Source organism: Streptomyces sp. GL_148 (assembly GCF_057834205.1).
This window is the reverse complement of the sequence record NZ_CM174396.1, coordinates 570676-588580: the sequence shown is the minus strand read 5'-3', so window position 1 is coordinate 588580 and position 17905 is coordinate 570676. Positions and strand designations below refer to the sequence as shown.

At 69.4% G+C, this 17905-nt stretch carries 21 protein-coding genes and 4 pseudogenes; 12 read left to right on the top strand and 13 right to left on the bottom strand.

The window, feature by feature from the left end; genetic code table 11:
- Nucleotides 1-287: 287 nt before the first annotated feature.
- The 3 genes and pseudogenes from AC3IYI_RS02745 to AC3IYI_RS02735 form a co-directional block, all read right to left on the bottom strand.
- Entirely contained in the window at nucleotides 288-836 is a 549-nt protein-coding gene (locus tag AC3IYI_RS02745; protein WP_489411855.1) for an EF-hand domain-containing protein, read from the bottom strand.
- A gap of 84 nt (nucleotides 837-920) precedes the next feature.
- Nucleotides 921-1355: pseudogene (locus tag AC3IYI_RS02740) on the bottom strand (transposase); the annotation flags it as partial.
- A gap of 195 nt (nucleotides 1356-1550) precedes the next feature.
- The gene (locus AC3IYI_RS02735; protein ID WP_489408673.1) at nucleotides 1551-2690 is read right to left on the bottom strand and encodes a PucR family transcriptional regulator; all 1140 of its coding nucleotides are present in this window, start codon (nucleotides 2688-2690) and stop codon (nucleotides 1551-1553) included.
- 87 nt (nucleotides 2691-2777) lie between these two features.
- On the opposite strand from AC3IYI_RS02735, the gene AC3IYI_RS02730 reads away from it, so the two are divergent.
- Together AC3IYI_RS02730 and AC3IYI_RS02725 are read left to right on the top strand one after the other, a co-directional pair.
- Nucleotides 2778-3833 carry a ferredoxin reductase gene (locus tag AC3IYI_RS02730; RefSeq protein ID WP_489408672.1) on the top strand — a complete coding sequence of 352 codons (1056 nt, stop codon included), beginning with the start codon at nucleotides 2778-2780 and terminating at the stop codon, nucleotides 3831-3833.
- A gap of 7 nt (nucleotides 3834-3840) precedes the next feature.
- On the top strand, nucleotides 3841-4959 hold the full coding sequence (locus tag AC3IYI_RS02725; protein WP_489408671.1) for a fatty acid desaturase family protein: 1119 nt from the start codon (nucleotides 3841-3843) through the stop codon (nucleotides 4957-4959).
- Nucleotides 4960-5217: 258 nt separating this feature from the next.
- Here the strand turns inward: AC3IYI_RS02725 and AC3IYI_RS02720 are convergent, their stop codons facing one another.
- Nucleotides 5218-5718 (bottom strand): MarR family winged helix-turn-helix transcriptional regulator, encoded by a 501-nt coding sequence (locus tag AC3IYI_RS02720; RefSeq protein ID WP_489408670.1) that lies wholly within the window; start codon nucleotides 5716-5718, stop codon nucleotides 5218-5220.
- Nucleotides 5719-5828: 110 nt separating this feature from the next.
- On the opposite strand from AC3IYI_RS02720, the gene AC3IYI_RS02715 reads away from it, so the two are divergent.
- From AC3IYI_RS02715 to AC3IYI_RS02700, 4 genes are all read left to right on the top strand, one after another.
- Nucleotides 5829-5966 carry a hypothetical protein gene (locus tag AC3IYI_RS02715; protein ID WP_489408669.1) on the top strand — a complete coding sequence of 46 codons (138 nt, stop codon included), beginning with the start codon at nucleotides 5829-5831 and terminating at the stop codon, nucleotides 5964-5966.
- A complete protein-coding gene (locus AC3IYI_RS02710) occupies nucleotides 5947-7203 on the top strand; it encodes an MFS transporter (RefSeq protein WP_489408668.1) in 1257 nt (418 codons plus the stop codon). Before AC3IYI_RS02715 ends, AC3IYI_RS02710 begins: the two co-directional genes overlap by 20 nt.
- Nucleotides 7204-7414: 211 nt before the next feature.
- On the top strand, nucleotides 7415-7630 hold the full coding sequence (locus AC3IYI_RS02705; protein WP_489408667.1) for a hypothetical protein: 216 nt from the start codon (nucleotides 7415-7417) through the stop codon (nucleotides 7628-7630).
- A gap of 132 nt (nucleotides 7631-7762) precedes the next feature.
- Nucleotides 7763-8194: an STAS domain-containing protein gene (locus tag AC3IYI_RS02700; protein ID WP_489408666.1), complete on the top strand. Its 432-nt coding sequence runs from the start codon at nucleotides 7763-7765 to the stop codon at nucleotides 8192-8194.
- Here AC3IYI_RS02700 and AC3IYI_RS02695 read toward each other — a convergent pair.
- A complete protein-coding gene (locus AC3IYI_RS02695) occupies nucleotides 8191-8577 on the bottom strand; it encodes an STAS domain-containing protein (protein ID WP_489408665.1) in 387 nt (128 codons plus the stop codon). The genes AC3IYI_RS02700 and AC3IYI_RS02695 overlap by 4 nt on opposite strands.
- A 295-nt stretch (nucleotides 8578-8872) precedes the next feature.
- On the opposite strand from AC3IYI_RS02695, the gene AC3IYI_RS02690 reads away from it, so the two are divergent.
- Nucleotides 8873-9286 carry a DUF5133 domain-containing protein gene (locus AC3IYI_RS02690; protein ID WP_489408664.1) on the top strand — a complete coding sequence of 138 codons (414 nt, stop codon included), beginning with the start codon at nucleotides 8873-8875 and terminating at the stop codon, nucleotides 9284-9286.
- Between the two features lie 52 nt (nucleotides 9287-9338).
- On the opposite strand, the gene AC3IYI_RS02685 is transcribed toward AC3IYI_RS02690, so the two are convergent.
- From AC3IYI_RS02685 to AC3IYI_RS02665, 5 genes and pseudogenes are all read right to left on the bottom strand, one after another.
- The gene (locus tag AC3IYI_RS02685; RefSeq protein WP_489408663.1) at nucleotides 9339-9467 is read right to left on the bottom strand and encodes a hypothetical protein; all 129 of its coding nucleotides are present in this window, start codon (nucleotides 9465-9467) and stop codon (nucleotides 9339-9341) included.
- Between the two features lie 139 nt (nucleotides 9468-9606).
- The gene (locus AC3IYI_RS02680) at nucleotides 9607-10017 is read right to left on the bottom strand and encodes a four-helix bundle copper-binding protein (RefSeq protein ID WP_489408662.1); all 411 of its coding nucleotides are present in this window, start codon (nucleotides 10015-10017) and stop codon (nucleotides 9607-9609) included.
- Between the two features lie 188 nt (nucleotides 10018-10205).
- A pseudogene (locus AC3IYI_RS02675) lies at nucleotides 10206-10346 on the bottom strand (DUF4396 domain-containing protein); the annotation flags it as partial.
- Nucleotides 10347-10814: 468 nt separating this feature from the next.
- Nucleotides 10815-11336 carry a hypothetical protein gene (locus AC3IYI_RS02670; protein WP_489408661.1) on the bottom strand — a complete coding sequence of 174 codons (522 nt, stop codon included), beginning with the start codon at nucleotides 11334-11336 and terminating at the stop codon, nucleotides 10815-10817.
- Between the two features lie 693 nt (nucleotides 11337-12029).
- On the bottom strand, nucleotides 12030-13007 hold the full coding sequence (locus AC3IYI_RS02665; RefSeq protein WP_489411854.1) for an ArsR/SmtB family transcription factor: 978 nt from the start codon (nucleotides 13005-13007) through the stop codon (nucleotides 12030-12032).
- 85 nt (nucleotides 13008-13092) lie between these two features.
- Between AC3IYI_RS02665 and AC3IYI_RS02660 the strand changes: the two genes are divergently transcribed.
- Complete coding sequence (locus AC3IYI_RS02660) at nucleotides 13093-14001, top strand: aldo/keto reductase (protein WP_489408660.1); 909 nt, start codon at nucleotides 13093-13095, stop codon at nucleotides 13999-14001.
- Nucleotides 14002-14189: 188 nt separating this feature from the next.
- Here the strand turns inward: AC3IYI_RS02660 and AC3IYI_RS02655 are convergent.
- Both AC3IYI_RS02655 and AC3IYI_RS02650 read right to left on the bottom strand, forming a co-directional pair.
- Nucleotides 14190-14734 (bottom strand): annotated as a pseudogene (locus tag AC3IYI_RS02655) (VOC family protein); the annotation flags it as partial.
- An 878-nt stretch (nucleotides 14735-15612) separates the two neighbouring features.
- Nucleotides 15613-15813 carry a hypothetical protein gene (locus AC3IYI_RS02650; protein WP_489408659.1) on the bottom strand — a complete coding sequence of 67 codons (201 nt, stop codon included), beginning with the start codon at nucleotides 15811-15813 and terminating at the stop codon, nucleotides 15613-15615.
- 203 nt (nucleotides 15814-16016) lie between these two features.
- Here AC3IYI_RS02650 and AC3IYI_RS02645 point away from each other — a divergent pair, with 203 nt between their 5' ends.
- Both AC3IYI_RS02645 and AC3IYI_RS02640 read left to right on the top strand, forming a co-directional pair.
- Nucleotides 16017-16292 (top strand): isoamylase early set domain-containing protein, encoded by a 276-nt coding sequence (locus AC3IYI_RS02645; RefSeq protein ID WP_489408658.1) that lies wholly within the window; start codon nucleotides 16017-16019, stop codon nucleotides 16290-16292.
- Nucleotides 16293-16321: 29 nt separating this feature from the next.
- A complete protein-coding gene (locus AC3IYI_RS02640) occupies nucleotides 16322-16477 on the top strand; it encodes a hypothetical protein (protein WP_489408657.1) in 156 nt (51 codons plus the stop codon).
- Between the two features lie 148 nt (nucleotides 16478-16625).
- Here the strand turns inward: AC3IYI_RS02640 and AC3IYI_RS02635 are convergent, their stop codons facing one another.
- On the bottom strand, nucleotides 16626-16754 hold the full coding sequence (locus AC3IYI_RS02635; protein WP_489408656.1) for a hypothetical protein: 129 nt from the start codon (nucleotides 16752-16754) through the stop codon (nucleotides 16626-16628).
- 525 nt (nucleotides 16755-17279) lie between these two features.
- Here AC3IYI_RS02635 and AC3IYI_RS02630 point away from each other — a divergent pair.
- Nucleotides 17280-17381, top strand: a pseudogene (locus tag AC3IYI_RS02630) (Hsp20/alpha crystallin family protein); the annotation flags it as partial.
- A 104-nt stretch (nucleotides 17382-17485) separates the two neighbouring features.
- Nucleotides 17486-17881 carry a DUF2267 domain-containing protein gene (locus tag AC3IYI_RS02625; RefSeq protein ID WP_489408655.1) on the top strand — a complete coding sequence of 132 codons (396 nt, stop codon included), beginning with the start codon at nucleotides 17486-17488 and terminating at the stop codon, nucleotides 17879-17881.
- Nucleotides 17882-17905 lie beyond the last annotated feature (24 nt).

The following is a 17905-nucleotide window of genomic DNA, read 5'->3' as shown; positions in this document are numbered from 1 at the left end:
CGCACCGCGCTGCCCTCGCCCACACCAAGAATATCCGTCACTCATTCTCCCGGGAATGGTAATTCGCGCACCGCGCGAAGAATTGGTGGCGCCAGTCGGGCGCCTCGTAAAGGCATCTCGGATACCAATGTGCCCAATTGCCAGGCGGCGGCAGGCTCTGCCGGCCGGCCGCCAGAGCCTGCCGCCGCCTGGCCCGGCGCTCCGCGAGCGGCACGCAACAGCGCCGGTGGCCGCTCTCGGTAAGGACAGAGCGAGAGCGGCCACCGGTCGCCTCAGGTCAGTTCAGGTCAGGCCGGGCTGCCGAGGAACCGGCTTCCCGCGTCTGCCAGGTCGTCGCTGAGAAGGTACTGGGCCCAGCCTTCGTGGAACTCCTCCCGGGAGACCTGTCCATCGCCGTCGGTGTCCAGGCTCTTGCACGTCGCCCGAGCCTCCTCGGCGCTGGATCCCAAGGCCTCCAGGTAGCGCTGAAAGTCGGCCGTCGGCACCAGGCCGTCGTCGTCCCCGTCGATCGCGGAGAACTCAGCCTCCAGTACCGCCCGGCAGCCCGCGACCACTTGCTCGCGCCGTCCCAGGGTTTCGGACATGGCGGCCCTGAACTCCTCGCGGGTGATGGCGCCGTCTCCGTCAGCGTCGGCTGCTGCCGCCAGTTTGCTCCAGGCCTCCTCATAGGCGGTGCGCAAGGCGTCGGCCTTGGCGGATCCCTCGGCAAGGTTTCCCGCGCGGATCACGTCCTGGCCCATACGCCGACAGTCGGCGAATTCCAGAAGGCCGTTTCCATCGGCGTCGAGTCGATCGAAAATCAGATCGTACTTCCGGTGGATTGCTGCAGTGGTCATGGCAGTACCCCTCAACGTGTTGTCGGACGACTGACTGATTACTCCAGATGGCGGGGCCTGGGCGTCGTTTCTTTTGGTTGTGAGGAGCGGCAGTCCCTGCCGGGCGGCGATCAAGTGGATCTCCGATCCGCGGGTCGCTGCCGGTCGGACTCGATCCCGTCAGAGGCTCGTCTTTGCGGCCCGCATGCTGATGGAGTTGATCGCGCGGCCCGACCACTCCAGGTCTTCGTGGACGCCGAGTTCGTCGAGGATGACGCGGTGGAGCCTCGCCCAGACCCGGGCCCGGCTCCACTGGGCGAAGCGTCGGTATACCGTCTGCCAGCTTGGCCCGAACACCGGCGGCAGCTGCCTCCACGCGCAGCCCGAGGCTGCTACGAAGATGATCGCGGCCAATGCTTCGCGGTCACCGGATCGACGCCGACCGCCCCCCTGTGGGCGCGTGACCTCGGTCGGCGGTACCACTCGCTGAAATAGCACCCATAACTCGTTCGGCACCAGCCGCACAATCAGAGATGTCATGCACAGATCAACGAAGGGGTGCGCCATAAGAAACGGCGTCTTGATGGTGACGGTGCCGTGGTTACCCCGAACGGGTACGCCGCCGTAGGCTATCGGAGTGATCCGCTAACGCCTGAACACACCAGGACCACCGCCGCCGCGGCGAGGTCGACCTGGACTGCTCGCGGACGCGGGCGTGGACGGTCGAAGTACGCGTCAGCTGACCCGAAGACCGACCGCCAGCGTCAGTTCAAGGACCCGCTGTGGCGATGCGAGATCCGGAAACAGCTCCCGCAGCTGCGACATCCGGTACCGGACCGTCTGGGGATGGACGAACAACGCCGCCGCCACCTCGTCCCGCCTGCCCTGGTGCAGCAGCCACGCCCGCAACGTCTCCTCCAGCCGCCGTGCGGTCGCGACGGGCAAGGTCCCGAGCGGTGCGAGGGCTCGGGCACGCAGGTCTGCGAACGCGTCCGCGTCGGCGCTCAGCACCAGCTCGGGCAGGTGGTCCTCGGTGTCGCGAATATCAGAGGAGAGGGAGCGCGCGCGTACGGCTCGTGCGTACGAGGCGGACGCACGAGTCCACGGCCGGGCCGGGCCGACCACGGCGGTGCGGTCGGCTAGCTGCCGCAAGAGATGTGATCGGTCGGCATCGGGGACGAGCAGGACCCCGGTGGCATCCGGCAGATCGTCGAGGACGAGGGTGCTCGGGTCGAGCGCGCGGTAGGCAGGCCAGGCCTGGGCGGCGGGCAGCAGGATCGCGGTCAGCGAAACCGGAGGCTGCCACCCGGCCCGTTGAACAGAGGCCAGCAGCACGTCCGTGCTCGCGCCGGCGAGGAGGTCGCGGGCCAGTTGTTCCAGGTGGCGCTCGTGGGCCCTGCCCCGGGCGGCCAGCTCGTCGGCGTGGCCCGCGGCGCTCGCGGCCGAGAGCTCGTCGATGTAGGCGAAGGTCAGCTCGGCGAACTTCGCGACCTCGGCGGCGGGCAGACCTGCGGGTACGGCACCCGCTGCCAGGCATCGCCAGGCCACCCGGGCACCGACGCGGTAGGCGCTGAGCAGGGCGTCCATCGAACGGCCGTCGCGCACTTCGCCGCGGCCCAGCTCGTAAGCCGCGTCATCGCCGTCGCCGCCCGTGGCGTTCCCGCTCGCGAGGTCCAGGTAGTGCCCCAGGGCGGTGCGGACGGCTCGGCGGATGGTGCCACCCATGCGGCCCGACAGGGCGTTGGCGTAGGACGGGACCTCGTCGATGATCGCCTCTACGACCTCGTCGGCGGTGGTCTTCAGCGCGGCCCGAAGAGCTGTGACCGTCGTCTCATCCAGGGCGAGCTCGGTGGCCCTCCGGGTTGCATGGCTCATGTTTTTGTTCCTTGCGAACAATTCCGCCGACCAGATTTACATCCTGCGGACAGGACTTTACGCCCTGAGGCGCATCAAGCTGGAGCCATGACGAGTGCAGCCCTCCGCAGTAGGGCGTGGAAACTGCTGGAGATGGTCACGACGCCGCTGCTGCCGTCGGACTACCTCGACCTGGTCAGCCCGCTGCGTGCGGGCGCCGACCTGCGTGGGCGCATCGAGGCCGTGCACCCCGAGACGGGGGACGCCGCGACCATCGTGATCAGGCCGGGACGGGGCTGGCGCGGCCACACGGCCGGTCAGTACGTGCGGATCGGGGTCGACGTCGACGGGGTGCGCCTGTGGCGTGCCTACTCGCTCACTTCGCCGACGAACCGCCAGGACGGCCGCGTCACGATCACCGTGAAGGCGATCCCGGACGGAAAGGTCAGCAACCACCTGGTCCGCAAGGCGACACCGGGCACGCTGATCCAGCTCGACCAGCCGACCGGTGACTTCGTGCTGCCGCAGGCCAAGCCCGCCAAAGTGCTCTACCTGACGGCCGGCAGCGGCATCACGCCTGTGATGGGCATGCTGCGCGACGTCGAGTTCGACGACGTCGTCATGGTCCACTCCGCGCCACAGCCGCAAGACGTGATCTTCCGCAACGAGCTGCACGACCTGGTCGCGGACAAGAAGCTGCGGCTCACCGAGCTGCACACCGACACGGACGGCATGCTCGACATCGCCCGTCTCGCCGAACTCGTGCCCGACTGGGCCGAGCGCGAGACCTGGGCCTGCGGACCCGCTGGACTGCTCGACGCCGCCGAAGAGCACTGGACCGAGCACGGCGTACAAGAACGCCTGCACACCGAACGCTTCCGAGCCGGCATCGTCGTCGTCGGCGACGGCGGCGAGGTCACGTTCAGTGCCACCGGCAAGACCGTCGACGCCGACGGCGCCACGCCGTTGCTGGACATCGGCGAGGAGGCCGGCGTGCTCATGCCCTCCGGGTGCCGCATGGGCATCTGCTTCGGCTGCGTCACGCCGCTCAAGGCGGGCGCCGTCCGCGACCTGCGCACCGGCGAGATCACCGAGGCCGACCCGGGCGTCCTCATCCAGACCTGCGTGTCCGCCGCGGCGGGCCCCTGCGACATCGAACGGTAGGAGCACCTTGACCGCCATCGACCCCACCGCCCACCTGACCGCGGAGCAGATCGAGGAGCTGGGCCGCGAGCTCGACGCGATCCGCGACGAGGTGATCGCCGGCCGCGGCGAGAAAGACGCCGCCTACATCCGGAAGGTCATCTCGGCGCAGCGCAAGCTCGAGCTGGTCAGCAGGGGCGTGCTGCTGTTCTCGATCTTCCCGCCCGCGTGGCTGCTCGGCACCGCCGGGCTGTCCGTGGCGAAGATCATGGACAACATGGAGATCGGCCACAACATCCTGCACGGCCAGTGGGACTGGATGCGGGACCCGAAGATTCACTCCACCACGTGGGAGTGGGATCACGTCTCCCCGTCCGAGCAGTGGAAGCACTCGCACAACGAGCTGCACCACACGTACACCAACGTGATCGGCAAGGACAACGACCTCGGCTACGGCATCATGCGCGTCGACGAGGACCAGACGTGGCACCCGTTCCACCTCGGCCAGCCGCTGTGGAACTTCATCAACGCCTGCTTCTTCGAGTACGGCATCGCAGCGTACGACCTGGAGCTCGCCAAGAACCTGCACAAGCGCCGCCGCAAGAACCCGGAGTTCCGCGCGCGGGCCAAGGCCGTGGGTCGCAAGATCCGCAAGCAGGTGCTCAAGGACTACGTGATCCACCCGCTGCTGTCGGGCCCGTCGTTCCTCCCCACGCTCGCCGCCACGTTCACCGCGAACCTGGTCCGCAACCTCTGGACCCACTCGGTGATCATGTGCGGGCACTTCCCCGAGGGCGTGCAGGTCTTCGAGCGCCGGTCGATCAAGGGCGAGACGCGAGGCCAGTGGTACCTGCGCCAGATGATGGGCTCGGCGAACATCAGCGGCAGCAAGGCCATGCACTTCATGACCGGCAACCTGTCGCACCAGATCGAGCACCACCTGTTCCCGGACCTGCCGAGCAACCGCTACGCCGAGGTCGCGGTGAAGGTGCGCGCGCTGTTCGAAAAGTACGAGCTGGAGTACGTCACCGGGCCGCTGCCCAAGCAGGTGTTCTCCGCGTGGCACAAGGTCTTCCGGCTCTCGCTGCCGAACAAGAAGCCCAAGGTCAAGACGCCGGACCGCGAGCAGGAGCTCGTCGCGGCCTGATTCCCGGTAGGGGGTTCAGATCCTTCGGCCGTACCGGCGGCACCACCGGGCTCGGTGAGATCCGTTGCGGACGGTGGGCGGCCGCGACATCGGACCGTACGACACGGGATCCGGGCAGCCCGGTGTCCGGCTGCGCTGCTGCCGGGATGGGCGGGTGAGCCGAAGTTGTGGACAGGGTTATGTCTGTCCGCTGGCCAGGCTCGGTCCGGTGCTGATCATGTTGCGCGGACGAGGCGGGGATGCCACGTCCCGCGGTGTTTAGCCATCACCTGGGGTCAGTGTTGAGGCGAATCGTTCGAGCAGGTGGGCCAGCTGTGCCTGCTCGCCTGCGCTGAGTCCGTCGAGCAGGCGGCGCTGGTTGTCCAGGTGGACGGCGATGAGTTCGTCGGTCAGGTCGATGCCCTCTGCGGTGAGGGTGATGAGACGTCCGCGCGAATCGGTCTCGGCGACGGATCTGCTGACCAGGCCACGGGCTTCGAGCCGGTCGACCCGCTTGGTGATCGCGCCCGTGGTGACCAGGACGGTGCGGCTGAGCTCGCCCGCGGACAGGGCATGGGGCGACCCTGAACGTCGAAGCGCCGCAAGCACGTCGAAGTCGCCGGTTCCCAGACCTGCGGCGCTGAAGGGCGGACGCAGCTGTTGGTCCAGTACGTCGGTGAGGCGGAAGAGCCGCCCGATGACGAGGATCGGTGCCGCGTCGAGATCGGGCCTCTCGCGCTTCCACTGGTCGACGATGGCGGTGATGGGGTCGGGCTGCATGGCTGCACTATATCTTCTGCGGAAGGTATCTTTGCGCCGGGCCGCTCCGGACAGGCGCCATCGCACGCATGGCTTCCATTGCATCTTCCACGGATGATAATCTATCTTCCATGGAAGATAATCTTGCTCCCCAAGCCGCCTCGGCGGTTGTCTGGGGCACCTCCCGCTGGCTGCTGCCCGCGTCCCCGGCCGGTATGGGAGCATTCGCCGAGCTGAAGCGGGGACGCGGTGCACTCGACTTCCGCTGAACCCGGCGTCCGCACCCGGCGCCGGCTCATCTCCGCGAGCCTGGTCAGCTCGATCGGCGACGGCATCTACGTGCCACTGACGATGCTGTTCGTCCACTCGCTCACCGGCCTGTCGCTGACGTCGATCGGCCTGGGCCTGACCGTCGCCGGGCTCTGCGCCCTGGCGTTCATGCCCATCGCGGGCGTCCTCATCGACCGGTTCAGCGGCCGGCGGGTGCTCATCGGGGTGCTCGCGTTGCGGGCGGTCGGGTTCGCCGCGTACCCGCTCGCAGACTCCTATCCCGCTTTCCTGGCGATCGCCCTGGTGGTCGCGGTGGGGATGTGGGCCTCATCGCCCAGCCAGCACGCCCTCATCGGCGAGATCGCCCAAGGTGCCGAGCGTGACCGGCTGCTGGCATGGGACCGGAGCCTACGCAATGCCGGAATGGGATTCGGCAGCCTGGCGGCGGCGGTGATGCTGGCGTGGAACGGCAGCGCCGGTTTCATCGGCGCCGCCGTGCTGCTGGCCGCGGTCTTCGCCGTCGCCGCGGTGCTGGTGTCCCGGATCCCGGCCGTTCACGGCGGGGCCAAAGTGCCGGAAGGTACCCGGGGCGGATACCGGCAGGTACTCGCCGACCGGCCCTACCTGCTCATCACCACGGCCAACTTCCTGATCGCCTTCGGCTACACCACCCAGGCCATCGCCCTGCCCATCTTCCTCACCCGTGACGTCGGCATCCCCGACGCCCTGGCCGGAGCCGTCTTCGCGCTCAACACCATTCTGGTGGCCGCGCTCGGTGTCCCGGTCGCCCGCTTGACCCTGCGCGGCAGGCGCACCCGTACAGCCGCGTTCGGCGCGTTCATCTTCGCGCTCTCCTTCGCCGCCTTCGCGGCCCTTCCCCAGCTCTTCAGTGGCACCCGGGCCGTCGTCGCCGTCCTGGCGGTCGCGGTGCTCTACACCGCCGGCGAGCTCGTCCACTCCGCACCGTCGCAGGGCCTGTCGGTCCAGGCCGCCCCTGATCACCTGCGGGGACGGTACCTGGCGACCTATCAGCTGTCCTGGTCTGTCTGCCGCACCATCGCGCCCGTGCTGCTGGGATTCCTGCTCGACGCCGGACGGTGGCACCTGTGGACGGTTCTGGCCCTGATGGTCCTGACCGGCGCGGCAGTCCTGCTGTACGCCGAGCGCGCGCTGCCGGCACATGCCGTGAGCAACACGCGCGAAGCCACCACCCCTGCCCAGGAAGCCATGACCTGATGCACGGGCCCATACGACCAGGGCGACCAGGGCGGCCGGGGCGGCCGGGGCCGTTCAAGATCCCACCCCGATGCGCCGCTGTAAGGCGTCCGAGCGGGCTCACGAGCGTTCGTACCAAGAGGCCGTCCACCCACTCGCTGCGCCTCGCTTGCTGTCACCTGTTCGGGCGTGGAGAGGTGCCGGCTGGGAGGGCGGGGAAGAGGCTGGCCTTATGTCCGCGAAGCTGATCGTCTACCCGCCCGACGAGCGGGGCTGGCGCCGGGTGCGCTTTGACGGTGTCGCCATCGGGGTCGCGCGCCGCCCGTCCGACATCCGGGCCTTCCTCACGACTGCCGGGCTGGAGAACGCCGAGGATGTGGACCTGACCGATCCCGGCTTCGTGGAGTGGCGGGGCGCCGGCCCCGAGGCGTGGGAATCCTCTCCCTGAACCGCTCACCCGCTTCCGGTGAGGCGGGCTTGCGGACGGTCGGCGAGTAGGGGGAGGATCGGAGCGGGCCATCCCGTGCTCGCATCCGGTCGGGCGTACCTCAGCCCGTCGGTCACGGCGAGGTGAGATCACATGAACTTTCAGCTGACGGTGCGGCGCTACGGGCCGACGGTGCACCTCACCCCGACCGGTGAGCTCGACCTGCACACCACGACCGCTCTGGACGGGTTGCAGACGGCCCTCGATGGGGTCGACGTGGTGGCCTGCGACATGCGGCACCTGACGTTCGTGGACGTGAGCGGTCTGCACGGTCTGATCGCCTTCGCCCGCGGCCTCCAGGCGCGAGGGGTCGCGTTCTTCGCCTACAACTGGCAGCCGGAGCCGCAGCGTCTCCTGGATCTCGTGGACGGCCTGGACCCGCAGGCCGGCCGCAAGGGAAGCCGCGTGGGCCCTACCGGGCTGCTGCGCCGTTCCCTGCAGGACTCCGCTGTTGCCGCCCGCGCGGCAGGAGCCGTCCGGGCCCGGCAGGATGCCCTGCGCCGGGCTGTGTCCTGGTCGCGTTAGGCGTGGGGCAGAGAGCCGGAGTCGAACTCGGCACGGTCGCGTGCCCGCTGCGCGCGGTCTTGGAGGAGTCGGCGGAAGCCCGCGACGGCGTAGCGTTCCCCGGTACCTGGTCCGGGGGTGCCGGCGACGGCGGCCATGAGCTGCTGGGGCTGGGGTTGCCAGCCGACGATGAGGGCGTGCAGGCCCAGGCATTCGGTGCGCCGGTGGAGGAGCCCGTCAGCGTCCATGGCGGGCACCTGGTGCATGTCGATCATGAGGACGCGGTCGCTGTTTTCGACGGAGTCCAGGGCTCGCTGGAGAACGGCGCCGGCGTTCTGGTCGAGGGTTCCGGCGATACCGAGGAGGATCGAGGTGCCGTGATACTGGAGGTTGATGGTGATCAATGCGGGTTCCTTCCCGTCACCGGCGGGCGCCGGTGCCCGCAAGGCCCACCATCCTGGCGGTTCGCCATCGTTCGGAAGGGCAGGGAGGCACGGTGGAGCGCTCCACCGCGGATGCGTCGGTTGCGGACCGGGCAGGAGTTCCTCGGGCACTGGCCTGAGGGGAAGCCCTTCGTTCGTAGGCGGTGATCTTCATGACCACGGATGCTCCTGATCCACGAGGCCGTGAGGAGGTTCGCCCGACCGAGGGACACCTCTGCTCCCGCAGCCCGTTGTCGACCGGGCGGTGGGGATGCTGATGGCGGGCATCCCGGGCCCGGCCCGGCTCGCCGGGCAGGTGTTGTCGGCAGCAGCCGCACGCGGCGGGGTCAGCGTGGATGAGCTCGCGCGGGCGATGGTCACCACCCCGGCCGGCACCCCTCTGCCGTCCGGCATCGACCGGGCCGTGCGTGAGACGGTGGAGGCGGCGCGAGAGCCCGAGACGGCCGGCACGGAGGCTCCGGCGCCGTGGCCGCGGTTGCTGCCGAGCCGCATGGAGATGGAGCGGGCCCTGGGCCGGTTCACCGAAGCCCGCGTCCGGCTGACCGCCTGCCCAGCCGATGTGGAGGCAAGGCAGGCGGTGGAGGATGCGGTGTTCACGCTGCGTGTGCTGATGGGTCGGCCGTCCGCGTACGCGGCGGTCCGGGACGCCGCCCAGTTCACCGCTGCCTGATCGTGCTCCGTTGTGTCGTGCCGTGGCGTGCTGGCGCCGCCGTCGCCTGGAGTCAGGGACTCTCGAGGAGGGCCTGAGCCGTGATGGGGCGCTCGACGAGGGCGTCGGCGACGTCAGGGGCCCCGCTCGTGGTGGTCTTCTGGCTGTTCACGCTCGGCTGGGCGGCGGCGAAGGCCGCCACCGTGCGACAGCGCCTCCTGGTCACCCTCGCGGCCCTGGCCACCGTGCCGGGCTTCTTCCCCGGCGACCCCGGACGCGAGGCGACCATCGTGGCCGGATCGGTCGGGTGCTCGAGTTTCGGCGGGATGGCCAGGCGAGCGTCAGCCGAGGGCGCCGAGGAGTTCGTTGCACGCCTGCTCGCAGGAGCGGCAGGCTTCGGCGCAGAGGCGGCAGTGCTCGTGCATGTCCGCGTGGCGTCCGCATTCGTCGGCGCACGCCTTGCAGACCATGGCGCACGCGTTCAGGATCGCGGCGGTGATGTTGGCGTCGTAGCCGGTGTGGCGGGAGAGGACCGCGGCGGTGGCGGTGCAGATGTCGGCGCAGTCCATGTCGGTGCGAATGCACTTCGCCAGATCGCCCACCATGCCCTCGGACAGGCAGGCGTCCGCGCACGCCGTGCACGCCTGGGCGCAGGCGATGCATTCCTCGATGCAGCGGGTGAGCTTGGCCTGGTCGATGGCGCCGAGGTCGGCCGGGTAGGTGGCGAGCATGTCCTTGACGGTGCTGGACATCGTCGGTGCCTCCGTTCCCCGCGGGGCCGGCGGATCCGGGGCGGCCGCCGTCGAAGCCCCCGGTACCTTCAGCTAACGCCCGTCCACGCGAACGCGCCCGGCCGCACCGTGAGGTGCGGCCGGGCGCGGTGCCGTACGGCCACGGCTGGGTCAGTGGTAGGCGTGGACGACGGCGTGGGCGTCCATCGCCCCGGCGTCAGGGCGATGACGCCGTTGTCGACGAGCTCCATCACCGCGATGGAGACGGTGTCCGCGGCGAGCGCCACCTTGATGGCGCTCTTCCAGTCCGGGCCGGCCTTGCGGACCGCGAACTGGGTGAAGGAGTAGCCGCAGCAGGAGACGAAGGGGTACGCCGGAGCCAGCCGGCCCGCACGCCGTGGGGGTCTGGTACGAGGACTTCGCCCAGGTCCCCGACCGAGAGGTGGTCGCCATCCTGGAACGTCAACAGGCGAACCGCTGACCTCCCGAGGGCGTATGCCCCCGCAAAGAGGGTGCGGGCGGCCTCTGGGTCGGGCGCGACGAAGATGCCGTCCGCCTCTACTAGGACGGTGGAGGGGGCCTGCTAGTCGGTCGCTTGCAAGCGGGTCTCCAAAGGGGCTGGTCCCCGGTAGCGCATCTGGAGCGAGATGGTCATCCCCGGTTTGCTGCCGGCTGCGCAGCGCTGTCGGCACCGGTGACGGGGCACGCGGCGATGAACCGCACGAGTGGATCGCAGTCGGGCCCTCTGTCGGCAGTCGCTTCACGGGCCGGGTCCGGTTCCCCTTCGGGGGCACCGGACCCGGGCCGTTTCGCGTGGTCTACGCGCGGTCCCGCCCGTGGTGCGGCCGGGCTGAGACGGTGATGTCACCCTCCATCGTGCAGTCGTGCTCGACGACGAGCACGGGCCCCTCTTGGACCGGAGGGCCGGAGGAGACGCAGTTCACCGTCAGGGTTCCGCCGGCGTTCTTGAACCGTCCGGTACCGCCGGTGATCGTTACGGTGACCGTTAGCGTCGGCGGGCGGCCGGTCGTGACGAAGGTTCCCGTCAACCGGTCACCGTTGGCGGCCACGATGGTCGCGGTGCCGTCGGCATTGACGATTCCGTCCGCATCGACGGTGCTGACGCCCTGCAGGTCGACCGTGTAGTTACCGAGATGGCTGGCTTCGCCCGACTCCACTCCGGTGAAGGCGCCGGTCTCCGTATTGATGCGGAGCGCTCCTGTGCCGCTGCCCTCGATGTGCACCGTTTTGCCACAGGTGGCGTTCACGGGCGCCGAGATCAGGAGGAGAGTGGCCAGGGCGAGCCCGACGGCAAGCGCGATCGCCTTGATCTTCTTCAAGAGCGGTTCCTCTCGTTCATTACCGGATCGTCATGTTGTGTGAGCGGCTGATCGCATCCATCGTCACGGCGTGCCCATCGCTCCGCGCGCGGGCTTGCTCCAGATGCACGTGGTCGCCCCCTGCCCGCGTTCCCGCTTGGGGCAGGAACCCCGGGGCATGACAGGGCTTTCCTTCTGGCGTTGGGCGGCGTGAGGTGGCGGCGACTTCACGGTGTGGCTGACTCACTGGTCGCGCCGCGGGCGCCGCGCCGTCTGGCCCACCCGGGCTGCGCGAGGAGGCCGGGGCGGCAGGGCTGACCCACTCTCTCTCCTTGACCACCGGTAGCAGGATCAACCGGGTCTTGAGTGGAGGGTTACTCCTCTCTCGGCGGTGGGCCACCCCGGCGAGGAGATGCGTTTCCCCCTCTCCTCAGCGGTTAGGCAGTAGGCGGGAGCGGCAGCACGCTGGGCCGCTGCGCTCCATTCCGAAACGCGGCAGGTGAACGAGGACGAGCGGCGTCAAAGGCTATCCGAGGACGCCGCGTACCCGGTCAACGCCCGCTTGGGACAGTAGGTGTTGCAGGCGCCCCACGGGCGTGGGCCGCGCAGGTGACCGGGTGACCATCCTCGGACTGGCCGGCGACATGTGGCCGCTTCGCCGATCTTCACCTTTAGTGGTTGGCTCAGGAAGTCCTTTGGGGGCTGAGTCGATTCTCAAGCGGTAGCGGCTTTGAGGAGGGCTTCGGCCGCGGTGGTGCGGGCGTAGAGGACGGAGCGGCCGGCGCGGTGGGCGCTGACCAGGCCCGCGTTGCGTAGTGCGGTGAGGTATTGGGATACCCCGGCCGGGGAGAGTCCGGTGCGGTGGGCCAACTGCGTGGTGGAGGCCGGGGTATCCAGTTCGGTCAGGAGCAGGGTCCGAGAGCGGCCGAGTACGGCGGCGAGGGCGTCGGCCCGGGTGACGGGCCGCGCCTTCCATAGCGAGCCGACACCGCGCGTCGGATAGGCGAGTTGGGGTGGATCCGGCGGCGTCGTCCGGGTGCGCAGTCCCGGTCCGGTGAAGGCTGAGGGGATCAGCAGCAGCCCTGTACCTGCCGTCTTGCGGGTTAGCGGCTGCTTTCGGCGGGCCAGCCGCAGTCCATTGTCGTCCCAGCTCACCGAGGTGTGCAGGTCGTTGAACAGGCGGCCCGCGCCGTGCTCGGCGACCATGCGGGCCCGGTAGAAGATGTCTGCGTCCAGCACCTCCCGGATCTGTGCCCAGTAGGGGGCGAGTGCCAGCTCCCAGTACGTTTCGATCTCTTCGGTGACCTTGGCGAGGCGCGTCTGCGGGTCGGCGTGCAGGGTTCGCAGCCGGGGGCCGAGCGTTCCCTGGTGGCGGGCGAGGTGGTCGAGGTCCTGGCGTACTCGGTCGGCGGGCGAGGCGAGGATCGCATCCAGCTCTGCCGCCAGCGTGGGGGCCGGCACGGCGGGGGCCGGGTTGAGGAAGTCGGGGACGTAGCCGGTGGGCGGAATCAGCTCGGCGAGCCAGCCTCGGTCCAGCCCAGCGGCCACCACACGCGGCCGTACCTGGTCGACCCAGGACCGGTGGACCAGATGCGCGGCGGTGGACGTCAGCAGCCGGAAGCTGGGCGCGATCTCCCACATCGGTGAGACGGCGAACCGCACCTGCGCAAGATCGCTCGCCGAGAAAGCCAACTCTGCCACGACGACCAATCCTCAATAGATTCATTCATGTGTGAATCAATAGCGGGCCAGCGTACCGCGCGGAGACCATCCCGCTATGACTTCACAGACGATCACCGCGGCGGCATCGGGCACTTTCCAGCTCGGCGACCTGACGGTCAACCGAGTCGGTTTCGGCGCGATGCGCCTGCCCCAGCATGGCGAGGCGTTCGCAATCAACGCCGTCCCACGCGACCGCGACCAGGCGATCGATGTGCTGCGCCGCGCGGTCGAGCTCGGCGTGAACCACATCGACACCGCCGCGTTCTACTTCTCTCCGCTGCGCTCCGCCAACGAGCTGATCAACCGCGCCTTGGCCCCCTACGGGGACGATCTCGTCATCACTACCAAGGTCGGACCGGGCCGCGATCCTGCGGGCCGGTGGCTGCCGCACGCCACCCCCGCGCGGCTGCGCAGCCAGGTCGAGGAGAACCTGCGCCAGCTCGGCCGCGACCACCTCGACGTGGTGAACCTGCGCATCGTCGGCACCGATTCCATCGCCGAACGCTTCGGCGCACTCGCCGAACTGCGCGAGGCCGGACTCATCCGCCACCTGGGCCTGTCCAACATCCGCCCCCACCACCTCGCCGAGGCCCAGAGCATCGCGCCCGTGGTCTGCGTGCAGAACATGTACGGCATCGGCGCATCGCCCGAGCAGGAGGAGTTCCTGCGCATCTGCGGTGAACAAGGCATCGGGTTCGTGCCGTTCTACTCGATCGCCGGCACCGGACGCGAAGGCGGCGCGACCGCCGACGACAGCACGGAGGTGCACGCCATCGCCCTCGCCCACCAGGTGAGCACAGCCCAGATCCGGCTTGCATGGACCCTGCACCAGGGCCCCCACGTCCTGGCCATCCCCGGCACCGGAGATCCCGACCACCTTGCCCAGAACGTGGCTGCCGGCGCTCTGCGGCTTTCCGCGGACGAACTCGTCGTCCTGGACTCCCTGCACCACGAAACCGCATGAACAGAACCGGCTTGATGTCGTGATCTACCTCTGCTGATCGGCTTTCCTGCCTTGCCTGTTCCTGCCGCCTGCCCCATAGTCCTGACCGCCGCCGAGCGGCACCGGTTGAAGAAGGCGGCCCGTGGTCATTTGCTTTCGCACCGAGCCAGGGTCCGGTCACGGATCGTGCTCTTGGCGGCTCGGGGCACTTCCTCCACGTACGCGACCTCGCAGCAGCCGGCGTGCTCGCAGGCCCACTCCAGGACCTCGCCGTAGAAGATGGCGGCGTCGAAGGCGTTCCTGGTGCGCAGTTCGAGCCAGGCCGGAGCGGCCTCGCCGCCCATACCCCAGTCGGGGATGGCATCGCCCTGCCAGATCCCGAAGACCGCCCCGTCCAGGTCGGCGCAGACTACTGCCCGTCCCGTACCGAAGGACAGCGGTCCCACGGCGACGGTTCCGCTTCGTTCGAGGATCCGTGCCGCCGTGCCGCCGGCGTCGTCCACGGCGAAGTACGGGGTCCAGGCCACGGGGACCGCGAGCTCCGGGGGCCGGGAGCCGATGCCGGCCACCGGTACCCCGTCGGCGAAGCCGACTGCGAACGCCTCTCCGAGACGGCCGGGTCCGAATTCCCAGCCGAGAACCGCACCGTAGACCTTCTGCGCCGCGCCGCGCCGAGATCGCGGGTCAGCAGGCTGACCCAACAGGGTGCGCCGAACGTTTCGTGACTCGATGTCGACACGACGGTCAACCCCATCCGCTGGTGCGCCCCGGGAGCCCCTCTCACGGTACTCGCGGGCTCCACCGGGGACGGTGAGTAGGCGCGCGGGCGTGGTCCGTCAGATGTGGAGCAGGCCGGTTGAGCCGCGAATCGTCGGTGCCCTGTCGTTGAAACAGATTTCGCCTGCCGTAGTCACGGGTTGCGGAAAGGAGCATTCAGCGCAGTCGCACGCCGTAAGCGCGGTCCGCCGTTGGCGTGGCGGCCTCGGCGTCCCAGTAGTCGCGCCAGGAGCTGCCCGGGAGTGGTCGCCGGCGGTGGGCGCACCCTCGTTCCGGCAGGACTGCGCGGGAGAGGGGCGTGAGGCATGAGGTAGCGCATGCCGTCGATGTCCAGGGTGCACAAGGCCTCGCCCTCGGGTCCGGCGGGCCGGCTGAGGTACACCGTGAACGTCTTGGAGGGGTCCCCTGCCACGACTCCCTGCAGCCGTGTCAAGCCGGACCGTCGCTCGCGATCGGCGGCGACCACCTTGCCGTCGACGAGCAGCTCGACCGGCCGACCAGGGCGGCTGCACCACACAGTGATCGAGTGGCCGTCCTGATCGACGTGAAGGCGCTGGCCCATCACCACGGGGAGCCTCTTGTCCTCACCCTGGCACCATCACCATAGGACGGCCGGTTCTCCTTCAGTCAGGGGCAAGCTCGTCGCCAAGAACCCTGCACGTCAGCGGTTCAGGCCGCCGCCGCTCAGTACGCGGGAGCGTGGCTGACCGGGTGCAGGTCGCAGTGTCGGGCTCTCACCAGTCGGCAGCAGGGGTACGGGGGTCCCGCCCGCGGCGCCGGGCATGACAGGACCCGGCCGGTGACTGTGGGCCCGGCCGGGTCCTGCGTGCGTGGGCGTGACGGCTCTGACTATGGTCAGAGTTCTTCGTCGCGCATCTCGTCGCCGGCGCGCTCGCGCGTCGTGTCGTCCTCGCGGTGACGCTTCATCTCCTCGGGACTCTTTCCTCGGGCGCGCTCCGCGGATCCGGGGTGAACGGGATCCTGGCCGGTGGCCTCCAGGTCCTCTCGCTCGCGATCCTTGCCCGGCTGTTGGCGCTTGTCCTGCTGACCGCCCATGACGGCGACTCCCTCGGTGGCGCGCGAATGAAGATCCTCTGCACCACACTGACACAGACAGTGACTCATCGCACCATATGTGTGACTTTGTATGGCGATCAGGTGATATATGGGAAGGGGCCGGGCGTCGCAGTGCGGCCCGCCCCGCAAAAGCCGACGATGGGCGCCTGTGCCCCATCCGCTGCGATGTCAGGAGTACGTTCATGCTGGAGCGCATGCTGAAGAAGGACCGCACCGAGGTCACCTTCGTCCTTCCCGCCGACGCTCCGCCGGGCCCGGTCAGCGTGGTGGGCGACTTCAACGGCTGGCAGCCCGGCGTCCACACCCTCAAGACCCGCAAGGACGGCAAGCGAGCGGTCACGGTCGCGCTGCCCAGCAAGAGCGTTCACTCCTTCCGTTATCTGGCCGCCGGGGACTACTGGTTCAACGACGACACCGCCGGCGACCGGGACGGTTCCAACAGCCGCCTGCACACCTGATCCCGGTACTGCCTCAATCGGAAGACGCCGTGGCGTCGGATGCTCTGCCGGAGCACACGGTCGAGCTGCTGCGCGTCTCCCTCAGCCAGGCCCGGGCGGCGAAGGCGGCAGGTCACGACCAAGAGGCCCTCACCATCGCCAATCAGGCTCTCCAGGCGGCAGAGAACGCGTCTGGGGGCCGGTAGTACGGTGCGCGCTGGTCGCACGGCCGGACCGTCGGGTGCGGCCCGGCGGGCCCGTCGCTTCCGGGACCAAGTGACGGCCCGGCCGCCGGTCCGGGGGACACCGGAGCCCAGCCCCGCAGTTTTCGGGTGACGGGCTGAGGATTGCAGATCAGGTGAGGGGAGCGGCGAGGTATTCCAGCGCGGCCAGGACTGCACGTCTGGCCGCGCTGTCGTCCCATGAGATCGCGCAGGTCGTCGTCCAGGCCGGGGCGGGCTTTTCCGTCGGCGTCCACGACATCCTTGCCGCACCCGCCGTCACCGCCGCATACCTGCGGGAGTACCACCCCGGCGCCCACTGCCTGCTGGTCAACACCGGCGACGTCCGTGACGATCTCGCGGGCCTGACCCTTGCCATGCCTGATGTGGTCGTCTTCGGGGCGGCTGGCGCGCCCGACGCCCCGGGCGCGGTCGGCCTCGTAGCCTGGCGTGATGCGTCAGCACGATCTTGTCGTCATCGGTGCGGGATCCGGCAACGCCGTGATCGACGATTCATTCGCCGATCTGGACGTGGCCATCGTCGAGGAGAAGTGGTTCGGTGGAACCTGCCTCAACGCGGGCTGCATTCCGAGCAAGATGTTCGCCCACACCGCAGACGTTGCCCGGACGGTCGGCGAAGCCGCCACGTACGACGTGGACGCGGAGCTCCTTGCCGTGCGCTGGAGGGCGATGCGCGACCGGGTGTTCGGACGCCTGGACGCCGAGCGCGAGGAGGGTCGCCGGGGGCGCCGGGAGGCCGACTCCGTCACCGTGTACGAGGGAAGGCGACGCGGGTGTCCTGACCCTGCGGATCCCCATCGCCGAGCGCGCCAAGCCCCGCAAGATCAGCATCAGCGGCGAGTCCAGCCGCAAGCAGATCTCCAGCTGAACAAGCCGACCTCCCAGCGTGCGGAGGATGGGGCGACGATCCCCTCCGGCTCCCGTCCTCCGCGCCCGCCCGGCCGGCTCCCTTCCTCTCTCGGAGGTGATGTGATGCCGATGCGCCCGGAAGCGTTCCTGACCCAGGTCCAGGAACACGGCGAATACCGGACTCGTGAGGAGGCCGAGCGGGCGTCCCGTGTCGTCCTGGCCCTGCTCGGTGCACACCTGGCCGGAACGGTGCGAGCCGAGATCGCCGCCCGTCTTCCCGAGACGTACGCCCTCATCCTGCTCAACCCCCTGCAGGCCGCCGAACCGCTCTCCCCGGAACGCTTCGTGCGCGCGACCGCGGCCTGGATCGACGGCGCCACGGAAAAGACAGCTCTGTGGGACATCGGCGCGGTCCTGTCCACCGTCACGGCCGCCGCGGGCGACGACTTGACCCGCGAGGTGCTGCTCCAGCTCCCTCCCGGCTACGACCTCCTCTTCGGCCACCCCCAGCCCTCCTGACCACCACCGGCGCCCACGCGCCTT

Coding starts and splice junctions, on each gene's coding strand:
- AC3IYI_RS02735 (WP_489408673.1), bottom strand. CDS start 2,690: ATGAGCCATGCAACCCGGAGGGCCACCGAGCTCGCCCTGGATGAGACG.
- AC3IYI_RS02635 (WP_489408656.1), bottom strand. CDS start 16,754: ATGTCGTGGACGCCGACGGAAAAGCCCGCCCCGGCCTGGACGACGACC.
- AC3IYI_RS02720 (WP_489408670.1), bottom strand. CDS start 5,718: ATGCAGCCCGACCCCATCACCGCCATCGTCGACCAGTGGAAGCGCGAG.
- AC3IYI_RS02730 (WP_489408672.1), top strand. CDS start 2,778: ATGACGAGTGCAGCCCTCCGCAGTAGGGCGTGGAAACTGCTGGAGATG.
- AC3IYI_RS02690 (WP_489408664.1), top strand. CDS start 8,873: ATGGCGGGCATCCCGGGCCCGGCCCGGCTCGCCGGGCAGGTGTTGTCG.
- AC3IYI_RS02745 (WP_489411855.1), bottom strand. CDS start 836: ATGACCACTGCAGCAATCCACCGGAAGTACGATCTGATTTTCGATCGA.
- AC3IYI_RS02705 (WP_489408667.1), top strand. CDS start 7,415: ATGTCCGCGAAGCTGATCGTCTACCCGCCCGACGAGCGGGGCTGGCGC.
- AC3IYI_RS02625 (WP_489408655.1), top strand. CDS start 17,486: ATGCCGATGCGCCCGGAAGCGTTCCTGACCCAGGTCCAGGAACACGGC.
- AC3IYI_RS02700 (WP_489408666.1), top strand. CDS start 7,763: ATGAACTTTCAGCTGACGGTGCGGCGCTACGGGCCGACGGTGCACCTC.
- AC3IYI_RS02650 (WP_489408659.1), bottom strand. CDS start 15,813: ATGGGCGGTCAGCAGGACAAGCGCCAACAGCCGGGCAAGGATCGCGAG.
- AC3IYI_RS02680 (WP_489408662.1), bottom strand. CDS start 10,017: ATGTCCAGCACCGTCAAGGACATGCTCGCCACCTACCCGGCCGACCTC.
- AC3IYI_RS02660 (WP_489408660.1), top strand. CDS start 13,093: ATGACTTCACAGACGATCACCGCGGCGGCATCGGGCACTTTCCAGCTC.
- AC3IYI_RS02645 (WP_489408658.1), top strand. CDS start 16,017: ATGCTGGAGCGCATGCTGAAGAAGGACCGCACCGAGGTCACCTTCGTC.
- AC3IYI_RS02715 (WP_489408669.1), top strand. CDS start 5,829: ATGGAAGATAATCTTGCTCCCCAAGCCGCCTCGGCGGTTGTCTGGGGC.